Below are 15,927 nucleotides of genomic sequence, written 5' to 3' on the forward strand. Positions count from 1 at the left end.
GCGGCCTGTTTTGTTTTACTCACCCATCACAAAGGCTAAGTTCGCCGCAGCGATTAACGATGCGCTATGCGCATCTACTTGCGCTTGCTTGGCCAACAATACAGCACTAGCCGCTTCGGTTGCCATGGTAATGGTGCCTACACCGACTTGATAAGCATCCAACGCAGCGTCATATGCTGTCTCAGCTGCATTCACTAAATCGGTCGCGGTTTGGTAACTTTGCAATGCCGAATCCAACATCGTTTCCGCAGCAATAATTTCACGCAACGCATCACGCTGCAACGCTTGCAACGTGTTTTCTGCTTCTTGCCTATGGATCTCTGCTTTACTCAATAACGTGCTACGCAAGCCACCATCAAAGATAGGGATGCTCACACCCACCAACACCCCGGTAGAGGTAGAGCGGTTGGTTAGCCCGGGTAAAGGAATAGGTAGGTCTTGCACATCAAACTGCGTACGATTTTTCGCGAGTACTGCACCCATAAAAACGCTAGGCATAAAGTCAGCCTTAGCCACTTTGACGCCCGCTTCTGCGGCTTTTAACGCTGCATACGCCGCAGCCACGTCGTCCCGCTCCAGAATCGCTTTCTGTAATACCTGCTCTGTCATGGGATCAGCCGGAGCTGGTAAACGGTGATCTACTGCTGAGGCAATATTGACCTGTTCGGCGGGGTTCACGCCCACCACTTTCAATAGGGTCAGGTACGCATTTTTCTCTAAGCCTTGGCTGGTCACCACATACAATTTGGCTTGGGCAACCGCTTGCTGTGCCATCACTAGGTCTAAACGTGTCGCCACACCCGCATTCAAACGCGCCGTCACAGCGTCTTCTACTGCTTGGTAATTTTTCAGAGCCTCTTGTGCCAGTTGTGCTCGGTGTCTGGCGGTGTTGTACTGATAAAACTGATCCGTCACATCGCGTATGACTTTTTTATGCACAGCGTTAAACAACACATTACTGGCGAACGAGATATGTTCAGCCCCCTCTAGTAAGGCTTCGCGCTTACCGAAGTCAAACAATAACCACCCTAAGGTTAAGGCGGGCACCACACCCTCTACCGACGTACGGATACGATCACCGCCGCCCAAATTAGCCAAGGGTGATGGACTTGAGGAACGTTGGTGTCCAGCAATCACGTTAGCACTTAATACCGGCAAGAAGGTGGCTTCCACCAAGCCCACCGACAAAGCAGCCTCACGAGCTCGATTCCACGCCTGTCGCGTTTCCATGTTGTTACGCTGGCCTAAATCTATAAGTTCGGCCAAGCCGTACTCGTGTCCTTCTTCTAGCGTTACCCCAGCAGGTTGGTAAGCCATAGAAGCCACCATGCTCTTATTGCCCTGCCACGGTTTATCATGCTGTGCTGGTGCGCGCTCTATGCTGGTGTAAGCACAGCCACTGAGCAGCGCCCCCAGTGCTATCACCGTCATCCGTTTCACTGCCGTTGTACGTAATGGCTCTTTCATTCTTGTCCCTTTGCCATAGCCAACGACCCCACATCGTCCGTTGCGCTATCCAACAGCTGTTGATCCAATTTCTCTAAGGCCTGCACTAACTCGGCTGCCTGTTGTTCGGTAACGTCGTGCTGCGGGAATGCTGCCTGCAAATACAACGTTTCTAAGGCATCGGGCATAGTCAGCAATACCTGTTGTTGCTGTGTAGCGGGGCGTAAGGCGGTAGGCTCAAAGTGCCGCATCACCAGTTGCTCTCTAACCGTTGCCACTTCACCCACAATGTATTCACCCACATCCTGCCATTGCGATGCTTGCCATGTGGGCTGCGCAGCAGCTTTTTCTCGCCACCAACCTAGCAACTGCTGTAAACGCTGCGTTACCGCTTTAGTGGTGCTCCACGGCCAAACCCGCGTAAACATCACATACATCACGGCATTCCCCAGCAACACCCCCAGAATACGGTCCATCGCTACAGACAGCTCTACATCTGGCCCAAAACCTTGTAGTACCGTCAGCAAAAATGCTAGGCCAATTTGTACACCGGCGTATGAGATACGCTCAGAGCCTACTGACACCCACGCTGCACATAAAGTGCCGGCAAACACCAGCAACATCAGCTCGCCGATGGACGTCATGTATGGCATCAACAATAAGAGCGAGCCTACACCTAACGCTGCACCAATCAAACATCCCACGATACGTAGGGTCAGCTTGTGTACCGTTTCACCCGTAGTGCCCAAGGCCACCACATAGCAGGTGATCATGGCTGTGTGTATGTCTTGCCATTGCAAAGCGGTGTACACCAGATAACAAATGATGGCCGCTGCAGTCGTTTTCAGCGCGTAATACTGATAAGTAGGATTAGTTCGTGCATCCGGTAAAAAGAAACCCGACGTAGGACTTTTTTCTTTTGGTGGCAAAGACTCCACCACATGCTCTACCAAATACGCGATACGTTGCCAGGCGCTATTAGGCAGTTGCAACGTCGGGACAGTGATATCTTCAGCCGCTTCGCCGCACAACACCGCAGCAGCCCATGCCTCGCAACGTTCTGCCAACCACTCAGCGCTATCAGCATCACGCTGAGATGATCGTGTCAGCGCTTTGCACGCCAATAACAACTGATAGCTATTGTGTTGCAGTGCTTGTATGCGCTGTAGTTCGGCACGGGTGCTCAAACTAAAGAGCTTCACAAAAATAATGGTTTTAGTGAGGAAGTCATTGCCCTCACGCAAAGCGGTTTCTAAGTCTGACAGGTCTGCTGTTTGTCGCAAACTGGCGGCCACCAACTGCAAACGTTCTGCTAGCCGTTGGCGGGTCAACCGACGTGGCGACGGCCCCACCACCGCTAAGAAGGCCAACAAGACGCCCATAGGAGTCAGCGCCATTAACCATGCATACAAAATGGCGCGGGTCGCGACTTCACCAAAAGGCACGTAGCCCACCAGCGTCATAATAAATGCCACCACCAAGGCCAAAATACTGCCTGCTGGCCCTAGCTTGCTGGCGGCGCCTAAATAGAGAAAGACAAACGAGCCCACCGCAATAATGGTCATGATCCACAACGGGCTTTCTACAGCCAGTCGGGTCAACATGAACAGCAGCACCACCACTAACGACACCAGCACACAAATGCCAATGGCCATCAGCATACTTTCAGCCGTATTGGGGCGAATCAGAAACAACACTAAATAGCAGCCAATCGCTACTAGTGGTATTTGATAAATCATGAACACCATTGCGGTAAGCGAACAAATCGCCGCTACACGCCATGCCATCCCTAGCCTACCTTCAAAAGGTACTAGCTCGGCTTTGATGGCTTGCCATAGTGCTGCCGACATCAGTGCTCCTGACACGCATCGCCAGAGCGTATGGAGACAGAGGCTGATGCCCCCATGCGCATTAATTCAGCAGGAGGATTATCCAATTGGACACGTACGGGGAAGCGCTGTGCCACCCGCACCCAGTTCAGTGATTTCTGCACGAAAGGCAATGAGCGCGGCAACGACAACATGTCTTCAGTGCTGACCCCCCACCCTATGTCTACCACCTTACCTTCAATAGTACGCTTAGGAGCCATCATGGTATAGACCGTCGCGCACGAACCCAACTCTATGGCGGGTAAATCTGTTTCGCGATAATAAGCCGTGGCAAACCAGTGGTCTGAATTAATCAAGGTGAATAACGACTGGTCAGGCAACAAGCGTTCGCCTTCCGACACATGCAGGCCCACTACTAAACCATTATTTGGGGCGCGTATAACGGTGTCATCCAACGCTTTTTCAGCTAACGCCAAGGCCACTTGTGCAACTTCCAAGGTAGCTTCAGCAGCGGCAGTTTCACCAATTAATGCTTCTGCTGCTTCGGCTTGGGATTGCGCTTGGGTTAGGCTCACACGCGCATCACGCTCTACCGTTACTGCCGTATCTAACTCTTGTTTGGTCACGTAGCCTTTTTGAGCCAATGGACGCAAACGTTGTACCGTTCTGCTCGCTAATTCCAAATTTGTCTGTGCCCGGCGTATTTGCTCATCAGCAATAGACGCATTAGAGGTTTCAGCACGTATATGACGTTTAATGGTTGCCAAGGTTGCTGTCGCTACAGCCACTTCAGCTTTAGCTTGCTGCACACGCAACTCATAAACTTCGGGATCTAAGCGAAACAGCACCGCATCTTTAGTGACGCGATCGCCCTCTTTCACATTCAGTTCTATGATTTTCCCTGGCACAGCAGAACTAATATGCACAATCTCTGCTTGAATGGTGGCATCTTCAGATACAGGGTGATTTTTAAGAAAACCCCAAAAAAAATAACCAATGAATACTGCCAGGGCGACCACCAGCACAGCGATTACCCGTGCCAGATTTTTTTTCGCAAGATGCTGTCTGGTATCAGCCATAACGTTCAACGCGGAGAATAAATAAAAGCGAACGCCATGGTGCACAACACCACCATGGACACATAAACCAATAAACGTGCAGGTATGTATTCTTCTATACCTGTACGTATCATCACCATTCTAATCAGCAGCACGATAGGAATAGAAACGCCTACGCCTATTAACCAAGAAGGGAAATACGAACCAAATAAAAGAAAAGATGGTGCTCTAGCCTGGCCGCACCCAGATAAGGTGGCTATAAAAAAAAGAAACAACAGCTTAAGGGGTTTCATTCACAATACCTTTGAGCCAGGACACGACAAACTCGTAAAATGCAAACAAGATAGTAACACTGCCCCCATCTATCAAACGATGCCCCTTTGGGCTTTCAGTAGAATAAAGACAACAAAGGAAAAACCGTGGAACTGATCAGTCTTATTCTGACCATTTTTATTGCAGTTTTAATTAGCGGTGCCATATTACGGATTTTACCCATCCCCTTTCCGTTGCCGCTTATTCAGATAGCCTTGGGCATGTTGATTTCGGGCGTGTTTAACGAGGGGATTGCGCTTAATCCTGATATCTTCTTTTTCCTCTTTCTGCCACCACTCTTGTTTATGGATGGTTGGCGTATACCCAAAGACAGCCTACGTCGCGATAGGTTAGGTATTTTCCACCTTGCCTTTGGCTTGGTACTGATTACAGTTGTGGGCCTAGGGTATTTGATCAATTGGATGATCCCTGCCATGCCTTTGCCAGTGGCTTTTGCCTTGGCGGCTATTGTGTCCCCTACAGACGCCGTAGCGGTATCCGGGATCACTCGCAAACTACCCGTACCCAAGCGCATCATGTCGCTCTTGGAAGGCGAGGCACTATTTAATGACGCCAGCGGTTTGGTAGCCTTCAGGTTGGCAGTAGCCGCGACGGCGACTGGCACCTTTGTCCTGTCATCAGCCACCCTGTCTTTTTTGTGGGTAGCCATCGTAGGGCTGTTAGCCGGTATGGTGGTTGCCCGCGCACTGATTTTCGTACGCAATCAATTCATCAGACGTTATGGCGAAGAGGCAGGCTCTGAAATACTCTTTAGCCTGCTGATGCCGTTTTGTGCCTACATGCTGGCTGAACATTTAGAAGCCTCAGGCATTCTTGCTGCTGTAGCAGCTGGTATTACCTTGGCGCACTCCGACCTGTCTGGTTTAGAAGGCGCCATGACTCGCGTACGCCGCTACGTCGTGTGGGACATGCTGCAATTCACCCTAAACGGCACAATGTTTGTTTTACTGGGCGAACAGTTACCTGGAATCTTCTACGGTGCGATGGATGTGGTTCGCGAAACCGGTCATCAAAACCCTAGCTGGATGCTGCTCTATGCCTTGGTCATTTGTATAGTGCTGTCGCTGTTTCGATTCGTGTGGGTGGCTGCCATCTTGTGGATATTAAATAAGCTGCCCAAACGCTATCGTCCACAGAACCTGCCAGAACAATTAAGTTCTCGTGTACTGTGGCTCATATCTTTTGGCGGTGTCAGGGGCGCAGTGACCTTGGCTGGTGTGATGTCGCTGCCCTTAACATTAGGACATAACACGCCTTTTCCTGCCCGAGACTTAGCGGTGTTCCTCGCAGCCAGTGTGATTATTGTCTCGCTGATTACGGCCAGTATTGCACTGCCCTATTTTCTAAAAAATCAGGCTAAAGCCCAGTACTCCGAGCGAGAAGAACAACGCTTGCTTGCCTGGAATAGCGCCCACGATGAAGCCAACCGTATTCTTGCCACCCTTGTGGAAAAAGAAAAGGAGCTTTATCACGATTTCTTTGAGCAGCATGGTGAAGACACCCTACAACGCGTCCTCGATAATCTGCATGAAGCCCTAGGTAGCCCAGATCACTCTGACACCCAAGGCGTGACACGCCAACAATACGAGATGGAAATGCGTTTGACCAAAGCCGCCCTACACGCGGCTCGCAGCACTATTTTCAAACTAGCAAGACAGCAGAAGATCTCTGATGAACTCGCGCGCGAAATGACTCACCGCCTAGATATAAACGAAATGCGTTTGGGATAAAAGTAGGTTATCCCCCGCCCCTGTGTATAACACTGAGGACAAGGCGGGGGTAATAGCGCCAACGCTAACAACGGCGTTGGCTAGCTATACACTGATCAAAAATTGATCACATTACAAAAAGCGGCGCTTCATCCACACCGCTTCGCCACCATAGCTTTCACACGTGGCAGCAGATGCCTCCTGCGCTTCAAAACCGTAGCGAGACCAGAAAGGCGTAGAGCCTTGCACAGCAATCAAACTCACTGATGCAACATTCATTCGCTGCACGTTGTCCATCACATGCTGCACCAATAGATTCGCCACTCCTTTGCCTCGGGCTAAAGGAGAAATCGCTAAATCATGTAAATGCCAACTTTTGATCGGTAAGCCCGCTTGCAGGTTTTCGTGCAAACCTGGAGGCTCTTCGGTATGCCAAGGATGATTCAGCAAATAGCCCAATATCGTATTGTGATCATCTACGCACACCACGTTGTGCTGCGGTGCAGATGCCCATTTGCTGCGTAGTACCGCTTCATCCTCAAGGATATCTGCTGCATACGACTGAGCTTGAATGCGCAAAATATCAGCCCAGTTAGCAGATTCTATGATTTGAATCCTCATAAAACACTCTTCATCAACAACAAAACATGCTGCCTAAACGCAGCCTTACTAGCGATGATGACGTCTTTTATGCTTGTTGTGGTTGTGTTTATGCCAACCGTTGTCGTGTCTATGCCCATGACGCCCCGCACGACGATCTCGATGTGACTCAGACGTTACTACATTACCAAGCAGGCCGCCCGCAGCGGCTGCACCCAATGTAACGCCTGCATCACCATCGGACAGCACAGCACCTACGGCAGCTCCTAGCCCAGCCCCGATCACCGTATTGGCGGTTTTATTAGAGACTGCCAATGCCGGTGTCGCCAACGCCAGCGCCAAACCACCAACCATCATCAACCGTGTACACATTCTCATACTACTTCTGCTCCGTCTACGCACCTGCTGTACCAACTACTACACAGGTGGCAACCGTAGCATGAAGCCCCAAACTCACTATTGCCATTTGAAACAAATCGAATCCAAACGTGTAAATTAAAAAGAAAAACACAGTGCTCAACAGCAGCACACTACCCCTATAGCCCGTAGCCATTACTACCCTCTGATACCAATAGGATACTTCTCTCAACGGTGATAGAGATAGAATGCTAGGCATTCGATATAAGAAGGAATTTCTGTGCTCACACAGCCCACTCGTTCTACGTCTAAAAATGTATCGCAAGCGTTAATTTTGATTGTTGAAGACGAACACGAAATCGCTATCATTTTAGAGGCCTACCTCGAACGCTGTGGCTTACGTACTGCCCACGCCCCTGATAGCCATAGCGCACTGACGCTACATCAAAGCCTAAAGCCTGACCTCATTTTGCTAGATATACAGTTACCCGGCATGGATGGCTGGCAAGTACTGAATGAAATACGTCATAAAAACGATACGCCTACCATCATGCTGACCGCGTTGGATCAGGATGTGGATAAGTTAATGGGGTTGCGCATCGGTGCTGATGACTACATCGTCAAACCCTTTAATCCCGCTGAAGTCGTTGCACGGGTGCAAGCGGTACTGCGCCGTACGCGTGTGCAAACGGTAGACACCCGACAAGTCATACGTGTGGGCGACTTCCAAATTGATCAGGAAAGCCACGAAGCCTGTGTGTTTAAAGATGGGCAAGCCATCACCCTAGATATCACCCTGACTGAATTCAAGCTATTGGAATGCATGATGCGCACACCCAATCGCGCTTTTTCTCGCAGTGAATTGTTAGAAGCCTGCTTGCCTGAGGGAGATTCATTAGAGCGCACCGTAGACAGCCACATCAGCAAGCTGCGCAAGAAAATCGAACAATTAGGTATAGAAGGCGTGCCAGCCAGTGTACGTGGCATAGGCTATAGATTTGGAAATCGCTCATGAGCCAGCGCTTTGGCCTGCGTCGCCTTGCCATCCTCTCGCTGAGTCTACTGGTATTTTGCGTACTCTTACTGTGCTTTGTAGGCTCTTATGTGTTCTACAGCATACTGGCGATCTTTTCGCCAGACAGCATAGACGAAGACACCATGTTTACCAGCGTAGACTTGGCTTGGTTAGGAGCGATCTTCATCATCACTCTAACCAGCGCGACGCTTATTGCCATCAAGCTGTCACGACGTATTTTGTCCCCGCTGGAGTCGGTCATACAAAGCCTGCGCCAAGTAGCCGAGGGCAATCTGCATGTACGTGCCATTTCCAGCAAGAACTCCCCCAATGAAACCTCGCAATTGGTGGATGACTTTAACTCCATGGCCGAGCGCTTAGAGTCCATGGAAACACAGCGCTCATTTTGGAATGCTGCCATTGCGCACGAATTACGTACCCCTGTTACGATTCTGCGGGGACGCTTGCAGGGCCTGACCGACGGAGTATTCACACCTGATGCAACCTTGTTTCAAGGGCTGCTACACCAAGTTGAGGGGCTAAACAGGTTGATTGAAGACTTGCGTATCCTGAGTCTGAAAGAAAGCGGCCGTTTAGAGCTAGACCTCTTTCCTGTCAGTTTAAGTGACGATATAGAGTCAGTAGTACAAATGTTCAAACCCACGCTTGAAGCCAGGGGCTTTAGCGTACAAACCCATTATGAGAATACCAGCGACGTACGGTGCGACCCTGTGCGCATTCGTCAGGCATTAATAGCCTTACTTGAGAACGTACAAAAACACGCCCTACCTGGCGAGGTAGTGGTCAGTGCCTACGCGACTGACTACCAATGCTGCATCAGCGTGGCAGACAGCGGTCCAGGTATAGAACCCGATCAAGCCTTGCACATTTTTGATGCATTTCATCGTGTGGAACCTTCCCGCGCACGCCATAGTGGTGGCACAGGATTAGGGCTGGCGGTAGTCAAAGCTATTGCAGAAGCGCATGGTGGCAAAGCATCCTGCCAAGCCTCGCTCAACCACGGCACCTTGCTGCGTATAGAGTGGCCGCTTTAGCAACATTTCACATGCCAAAAACTAGTGGATTACCCTAGGTTACTGGCGTATCATCGTGCTCTTTCGCACTCAGGCAACGAGTGCAACGACCAGCAAATCGCTCATGACAGCACAGGAACAAGTGTCCTGCGTGCTAAAACTCCATGCCCGAACTGGTCACAATCGTATTTGGTTGTAACAGAAGCCCCCTAAAACACCCTCCAAAAAGCGGCATGCTTATTGGGTGTTATCAGCTAAAAAAACTGTCACTTTAGCTTACACAATAGGGGCAAAGCCGCGACCGAAAACTCCTTTATTCGCCTTCCTTAACGTGTTCAACTGCTACATGGAAGGGAAAGTATTAGGTGAAATGGCCACAGAGTTGCCGCATACAAATCCACTACATATGGTGTATACTCTCATCCGTAAACACTATATATAGATGTATATCTAGTGACCAAGCTTTCCACACAAAAGATGTGCTAACGCGCTGGCCTATTGCTTCCAACGTTCTTTAGGTACACCCGCCTCCTCTGATCGAGGCGACATTTCTTTCTTTTGTGCATCACACAGTCCAAACACATTTTCCAGGTAGCCAAATGAACCAAACCACACAAATGATGGTCACTAAGCGCGATGGACGGGTTGAACCCATCGACCTAGACAAAATTCATCGCGTTATTGACTGGGCCGCCAAAGACCTGAACAACGTATCCGTTTCCCAAGTAGAGCTGCAATCGCACATTCAGTTTTACGATGGCATCCGCACTAACGATATTCACGAAACCATTATTAAGTCAGCGGCAGATTTGATCTCTGAAGAGACGCCCGACTACCAATATTTGGCCGCTCGTTTAGCTATTTTCCACCTACGTAAAATTGCCTATGGCCAGTTTGAGCCGCCTCACCTGTACGATCACGTGAAGCATCTGACTGAAATCGGCAAATACGATCCTCACCTATTGGCTGATTACAGCCGTGAAGAGTTTGATCAGATCAATGACTTCATTGATCACTGGCGCGACATGGATTTCTCCTACGCTGCCGTCAAACAGCTGGAAGGTAAATACTTGGTACAAAACCGAGTCACCAAACAGATCTACGAAAGCCCACAGATGTTGTACGTGCTGGTAGCGATGTGCTTGTTTGCCAAGTACCCTGCCGAGCGCCGTCTGGACTACATCCGTCGCTTCTACGAAGCTATTTCGCTGTTCAAAATCTCGCTGCCTACGCCTATTATGTCTGGCGTACGTACACCTATGCGCCAGTTCAGCTCTTGCGTATTGATCGAGTGCGATGACAGCCTAGACAGCATCAACGCAACCACTAGCGCTATCGTGAAATACGTATCGCAACGTGCTGGTATTGGTATTAATGGTGGCCGCATCCGCGCGCTGGGTAGCGAAATCCGTGGCGGCGAAGCGCAACACACTGGTTGTTTGCCTTTCTTCAAAATGTTCCAAGCGGCCGTTAAATCGTGCTCGCAAGGTGGCGTACGCGGTGGTGCAGCAACGCTGTTCTACCCACTGTGGCACTTGGAAGTTGAATCACTGCTGGTTCTGAAAAACAACCGTGGTATTGAAGAAAACCGTATCCGTCACTTGGATTACGGCGTGCAGATCAACCGTACGCTGTATCAACGCCTGATCAAAAACCAGAACATCACTCTGTTCTCACCGCACGACGTGCCTGATCTGTACGAAGCCTTCTTCGCAGACCAAAACGAATTCGAGCGCTTGTACACCCAATACGAACAAGACAGCTCCATTCGTAAACGCAGCATGCCTGCTGTGGAACTGTTCTCGTTGATGATGCAAGAACGTGCCAGCACCGGCCGTATCTACATTCAGAACGTTGACCACTGCAATACACACAGCCCATTTGATTCCAAAAAAGCACCGGTACGTCAGTCCAACCTGTGCATGGAAATCTTGTTGCCTACCAAACCACTGGAAGACATCAACGATCCAAATGGCGAAATTGCACTGTGCACGCTGTCTGCTTTCAACTTGGGCGCATTGGAATCCTTGGACGAACTGGAAGGCTTGGCCGACCTGATCGTACGCGCTTTGGATGCGCTGCTGGATTACCAAGACTACCCTGTTAAAGCCGCACAAATCTCTACCGAAAAACGCCGTTCATTGGGCGTAGGCGTGATCAACTACGCTTACTACTTAGCGAAGAACAACACACGCTACTCCGATAACAGCGCATTGGGCCTGACACACCGTACGTTTGAAGCTATTCAGTACTACCTGCTTAAAGCGTCTATGCAATTGGCTCAAGAGTTTGGTCCGTGTGAAGCGTTCAACGAAACCAACTACGCAGCTGGTTTGTTGCCTATTGATACCTACAAAAAAGACTTGGATGGCGTCAGTGCCGAAGCTCTGCAATACGACTGGGAAGCACTGCGTGCTGAGATTCTGAAACACGGTCTGCGCAACTCCACACTGACAGCCTTGATGCCTTCGGAAACGTCCAGCCAGATCGCCAATGCCACAAACGGTATTGAGCCTCCACGTGGCGTGGTGTCTGTGAAGCAATCCAAAGACGGTATCTTGCGTCAGGTTGTTCCTGAGCTAGACAGGCTCAAAAACCAGTACGAATTGCTGTGGCAAATGCCTAATAACGATGGCTACCTGCGTTTGGTAGGCATCATGCAGAAGTTTGTAGATCAGTCCATTTCTGCAAACACCAACTACGATCCTCAACGTTTCGCTGACGGTCGAGTTCCGATGCAACAGCTGCTCAAAGACTTGCTGCACGCTTACAAGCTGGGCGTGAAAACGCTGTACTACCACAATACCCGCGATGGAGCAGATGATGCTCAAGGCGTTGCAGCCGAAGACGACTGCGCAAGTGGCGCGTGCAAGATTTGATACTGAGGTACTCCAAAGATGAATGACAGTACTCAACCAAGTACTTATAGTACTTTTTCGCGTAACGACAACGACCAGCTCAAAGAACCTATGTTCTTTGGGCAGCCGGTTAACGTTGCTCGTTACGACCAGCAAAAGTACCCAATTTTTGAAAAACTGATTGAGAAACAACTCTCGTTCTTCTGGCGTCCTGAAGAAGTCGATATCACGCAAGACCGTATCGACTACCAAAAACTGCCAGATCACGAAAAACACATTTTCATCAGCAACCTGAAATACCAAACGCTGCTGGACTCCATTCAAGGGCGTAGCCCCAACATGGCGTTCTTGCCGCTGGTATCGTTGCCTGAGCTGGAAACATGGATTGAAACGTGGGCGTTTTCTGAAACCATTCACTCACGCTCCTACACACACATCATTCGCAACATTGTGAACGACCCTTCCGTCGTTTTCGATGACATCGTACGTAACGAAAACATCAAGCTGCGCGCAGCTGATATCTCGTCCTACTACGATGACCTGATTCGTGATGCCATGTTCTACTCGCAACTGGGTACAGGCAAACACATCATCAACGGTGTAGAGCACGACATTAACCTCTACTCGCTGAAAAAACGCATGTATCTGTGCATCATGAATGTGAACATTCTTGAGGCCATCCGTTTCTACGTGAGTTTTGCGTGTTCCTTCGCGTTTGCCGAGCGCAAACTCATGGAAGGTAACGCCAAAATCATTCGCTTGATCGCACGCGACGAAGCCCTACACCTGACTGGTACTCAGCACATTCTGAACATCATGCGCTCCGGCCAAGATGACCCAGAATTTGCCAAAGTTGCTCAAGATTGCGAACAAGAATGTTTTGATATGTTCAAAGACGCTGCGAACCAAGAAAAGCAATGGGCTGAATATCTGTTCCGTGACGGTTCCATGATCGGCCTGAACAAAGACATTTTGAGCCAGTACGTTGAGTACATCACCAACATCCGTATGGAAGCGGTAGGCTTGAAACCAGCGTTTGAGCGTATCAAAAACAACCCAATCCCTTGGATCAACACCTGGTTGTCTTCGGATACGGTACAAGTTGCACCACAAGAAGTAGAGCTTAGCTCGTACTTGGTGGGTCAGATCAACGCCGAAGTATCGGTAGATGACTTGAGCAATATCGAACTGTGACCACCGTCACCACCAGCAGTACAGTCATCCGTGTCCTAGACGGGGAAAGCTTGCTGGAGGCATTGGAACGCACAGGCCATGAGGTCGAATTCCAATGCCGCAGCGGCTACTGTGGCATGTGCAGAGTTCCGTTAATAGACGGCGAAGTGGATTACCCCGATCCACCGTTGGCTTTCATAGGCCCCTCGGAAATTCTGCCCTGCTGCTGCCGCGTAACCAAAGCGATTACCATAGAGTGCAGAATCACCCGCGTACCCGAGCAATTGCAGTTTGATATGCCCGGTAAGCAGTTGGAACTGCCAGAAGAATAAGAAAAAGCCCTCACAGTTTGTGTAGGGCTTTTTCTTGTGCTGCTACTAAACAGTGCAACCTACTTATCGCAAAAACTCACTTTCCAGCTTACGCATGACGGCGTCGCCTTGTAAGTCCAGAATGTCTTTCACGGTAGGCAGAGTAGCATTCACGTTTTGTATGCCACCATCAGCACGGATTTGGGCAAATACCGAGCGCATGGCTTGCACCGCCGCACGAATGGCATGATTGCCGTAAATCACAATCCCAACTTTCTTCAGATCACGAATGGCCTGCTCCGTTAACTGTGGATAAGCAGTAGGCACCAGCACCAATGGCACTGTGCCTGACCAACCCTCAATGAACTCCACGATCTCGTCCGGCGTTTTCTGCTTAGAATGAATCAAGATGGCATCTGCACCCGCTTCGGCATACGCCTCTGCTCGACGCAAGGCTTCTTCTTGACCCAAGCCGGCAATCAGCGCTTCTACTCGACCTACCACCACAAAGTTAGGGTCGCGTCGCGCCGCACACGCTGCTGCAATCTTTCCTTGGAACTCCTCTATGCGTACTAATTCTTGGCGGCCATCACTGCGTAAGCTCGTGTCTTTGGGGAAGCTTTTATCTTCCATAACAATCGCCGATGCACCTGCTGCTTCGTATTGCGGAATGATATAGCTGACGTTGATGGCATTACCAAAACCAGTATCAATGTCAGCAATCAGTGGGATGGATGTGCGTTGTGCGATAGCGCGCATCATATCCAAATGCTGCCCCATAGATAAGATGTTGGCATCTGGTACAGCAAAGCTGGCAGAAAGCTCGAAACCGCTGCCCCAGATGGCATCAAAACCCGCCTCTTCTGCCAATACAGCCGCCAAGGGATTGTGCGCCGCCATTGCTGTTTGGAAACGGCCTGATGCTAGTGCAGAACGTAGACGTTGGTGTTTAGTAGTAGTCATCATTGGTCTCCTAGAATGACTCGCAGGCTGTTTTAATACGGCTTAGTGCTGCTTCCAAATCAGTGTCTGAAGCGGCATAGGACAAACGTAAGTACCCTGGCAAACCAAAGGCCGAACCCGGCACACCCGCCACGCCTGCTTCACGCAACAAGTACAAGGCGAAATCTTGATCGGTAGCGATCAACTGACCGATGGCATTACGCTGCCCCAATAAGGCTTGGCAATCAATCAACGCATAGAAAGCACCATCAGGTTTCAAGCACGACAAACCCGGTGTTTGCGCTATAGAGTCCAATAGGTTGTCTCGTCTGCGTTGATAGTGGCTGACAAATTTTCCTAAGAAATCCATAGGGCCATCCAACGCAGCAATGGCGGCGTACTGGCTGATGGTGCAGGTGTGCGAGGTCGCCTGTGACTGCACCAAATTCATGGCTTTGATGAGTTCAAGCGGGCCAGCGGCATACCCTACGCGCCAGCCAGTCATCGCAAAGGCTTTGGATACACCGTTAATGGTCAGCGTACGTGCTGCCAAGTCTGGTGCAATAGCAGCAGGGGTAGAAAAGGCAACGTTTTCGTAGCGGATTTTTTCATAAATATCATCCGCCATAATCCACACCTGCGGATGGCGACGTAGCACCTCTGCCAGTGCGTTCAGCTCTTGCTTGGAGTACACCGCGCCACTGGGGTTAGACGGTGAGTTCAGCATCAACCATTTCGTTCTGGGTGTGATGGCCTCTTCCAGCTGTTCTGGGGTGAGCTTAAAGCCCGTATCAGCACCACAGCGCACCAGTATAGGTTTACCGCCCGCCAACACCACCATCTCCGAATACGACACCCATGCGGGTACAGGAATCACAACTTCATCACCTGCTTGCACAGTCGCTTGCAACGCGTTGTACAAGGTTTGCTTGGCCCCGCACCCTACTTGAATCTGGTCTGGGCTATACACCAGCCCATAATCACGTTCGAACTGACGACTCACCGCCTCACGCAGCGCCAGTAATCCGGCGACTTCCGTGTAGTAGGACTTGTTTTCATCAATGGCTTGCTTGGCCGCATCCAACACATGCTGCGGTGGAGCAAAGTCTGGCTCACCTTGGCTTAAGGTAATCACATCACGACCTTCGCGGCGCAATTGATTGGCTAAGCGGGTCATTTCTTTGGTTGCGGACGGTTTGGCTGATAACACCCGTTGGGCAAAAAACCCGTTGTCCTGATAACTGGAACTGTGGTCCATGGGA

Annotated in this window: 14 protein-coding genes; 6 read left to right on the forward strand and 8 right to left on the reverse strand. The window is 50.2% G+C overall.

Annotated features, from left to right (window positions below; translation table 11 throughout):
* Window positions 1-15 precede the first annotated feature (15 nt).
* The 4 genes from AC3QL0_RS13505 to AC3QL0_RS13520 are packed head-to-tail and all read right to left on the reverse strand — an operon-like array spanning window position 16 to window position 4,626.
* Window positions 16-1,467 carry a TolC family protein gene (locus AC3QL0_RS13505; protein ID WP_493008943.1) on the reverse strand — a complete coding sequence of 484 codons (1,452 nt, stop codon included), beginning with the start codon at window positions 1,465-1,467 and terminating at the stop codon, window positions 16-18.
* A complete protein-coding gene (locus tag AC3QL0_RS13510) occupies window positions 1,464-3,296 on the reverse strand; it encodes an FUSC family protein (RefSeq protein ID WP_493008944.1) in 1,833 nt (610 codons plus the stop codon). The genes AC3QL0_RS13505 and AC3QL0_RS13510 overlap by 4 nt, the downstream gene beginning before the upstream one ends.
* Complete coding sequence (gene mdtN, locus AC3QL0_RS13515) at window positions 3,296-4,354, reverse strand: multidrug transporter subunit MdtN (protein ID WP_493008945.1); 1,059 nt, start codon at window positions 4,352-4,354, stop codon at window positions 3,296-3,298. Before mdtN ends, AC3QL0_RS13510 begins: the two co-directional genes overlap by 1 nt.
* 5 nt (window positions 4,355-4,359) lie before the next feature.
* Complete coding sequence (locus AC3QL0_RS13520; protein WP_135864971.1) at window positions 4,360-4,626, reverse strand: YtcA family lipoprotein; 267 nt, start codon at window positions 4,624-4,626, stop codon at window positions 4,360-4,362.
* 126 nt (window positions 4,627-4,752) lie between these two features.
* Between AC3QL0_RS13520 and AC3QL0_RS13525 the strand changes: the two genes are divergently transcribed.
* The gene (locus tag AC3QL0_RS13525) at window positions 4,753-6,396 is read left to right on the forward strand and encodes a Na+/H+ antiporter (RefSeq protein ID WP_493008946.1); all 1,644 of its coding nucleotides are present in this window, start codon (window positions 4,753-4,755) and stop codon (window positions 6,394-6,396) included.
* A 111-nt stretch (window positions 6,397-6,507) separates the two neighbouring features.
* Here the strand turns inward: AC3QL0_RS13525 and AC3QL0_RS13530 are convergent, their stop codons facing one another.
* Complete coding sequence (locus tag AC3QL0_RS13530; RefSeq protein WP_493008947.1) at window positions 6,508-6,996, reverse strand: GNAT family N-acetyltransferase; 489 nt, start codon at window positions 6,994-6,996, stop codon at window positions 6,508-6,510.
* Window positions 6,997-7,044: 48 nt separating this feature from the next.
* Complete coding sequence (locus AC3QL0_RS13535; protein WP_493008948.1) at window positions 7,045-7,353, reverse strand: glycine zipper 2TM domain-containing protein; 309 nt, start codon at window positions 7,351-7,353, stop codon at window positions 7,045-7,047.
* 259 nt (window positions 7,354-7,612) lie between these two features.
* Here AC3QL0_RS13535 and AC3QL0_RS13540 point away from each other — a divergent pair, with 259 nt between their 5' ends.
* The 5 genes from AC3QL0_RS13540 to yfaE all read left to right on the forward strand — a co-directional run bounded on the left by AC3QL0_RS13540 (window position 7,613) and on the right by yfaE (window position 13,744).
* Window positions 7,613-8,347, forward strand: a complete 735-nt coding sequence (locus AC3QL0_RS13540; protein WP_493008949.1) for a response regulator — start codon at window positions 7,613-7,615, stop codon at window positions 8,345-8,347.
* Complete coding sequence (locus tag AC3QL0_RS13545) at window positions 8,344-9,402, forward strand: ATP-binding protein (RefSeq protein ID WP_493008950.1); 1,059 nt, start codon at window positions 8,344-8,346, stop codon at window positions 9,400-9,402. Before AC3QL0_RS13540 ends, AC3QL0_RS13545 begins: the two co-directional genes overlap by 4 nt.
* A 596-nt stretch (window positions 9,403-9,998) precedes the next feature.
* Window positions 9,999-12,260: a class 1a ribonucleoside-diphosphate reductase subunit alpha gene (nrdA, locus tag AC3QL0_RS13550; protein WP_430223714.1), complete on the forward strand. Its 2,262-nt coding sequence runs from the start codon at window positions 9,999-10,001 to the stop codon at window positions 12,258-12,260.
* 18 nt (window positions 12,261-12,278) lie between these two features.
* Window positions 12,279-13,433 carry a class Ia ribonucleoside-diphosphate reductase subunit beta gene (gene nrdB / locus AC3QL0_RS13555; protein WP_493008951.1) on the forward strand — a complete coding sequence of 385 codons (1,155 nt, stop codon included), beginning with the start codon at window positions 12,279-12,281 and terminating at the stop codon, window positions 13,431-13,433.
* The gene (gene yfaE / locus AC3QL0_RS13560; protein ID WP_430220810.1) at window positions 13,430-13,744 is read left to right on the forward strand and encodes a class I ribonucleotide reductase maintenance protein YfaE; all 315 of its coding nucleotides are present in this window, start codon (window positions 13,430-13,432) and stop codon (window positions 13,742-13,744) included. The genes nrdB and yfaE overlap by 4 nt, the downstream gene beginning before the upstream one ends.
* Window positions 13,745-13,807: 63 nt before the next feature.
* Here yfaE and AC3QL0_RS13565 read toward each other — a convergent pair whose 3' ends face one another.
* A complete protein-coding gene (locus AC3QL0_RS13565) occupies window positions 13,808-14,686 on the reverse strand; it encodes a phosphonopyruvate hydrolase (RefSeq protein WP_493010998.1) in 879 nt (292 codons plus the stop codon).
* 10 nt (window positions 14,687-14,696) lie between these two features.
* A complete protein-coding gene (locus AC3QL0_RS13570; RefSeq protein WP_493008952.1) occupies window positions 14,697-15,923 on the reverse strand; it encodes a pyridoxal phosphate-dependent aminotransferase in 1,227 nt (408 codons plus the stop codon).
* Window positions 15,924-15,927 lie beyond the last annotated feature (4 nt).

This window comes from Paenalcaligenes sp. GW821-LYS-B07-1 (assembly GCF_058803365.1).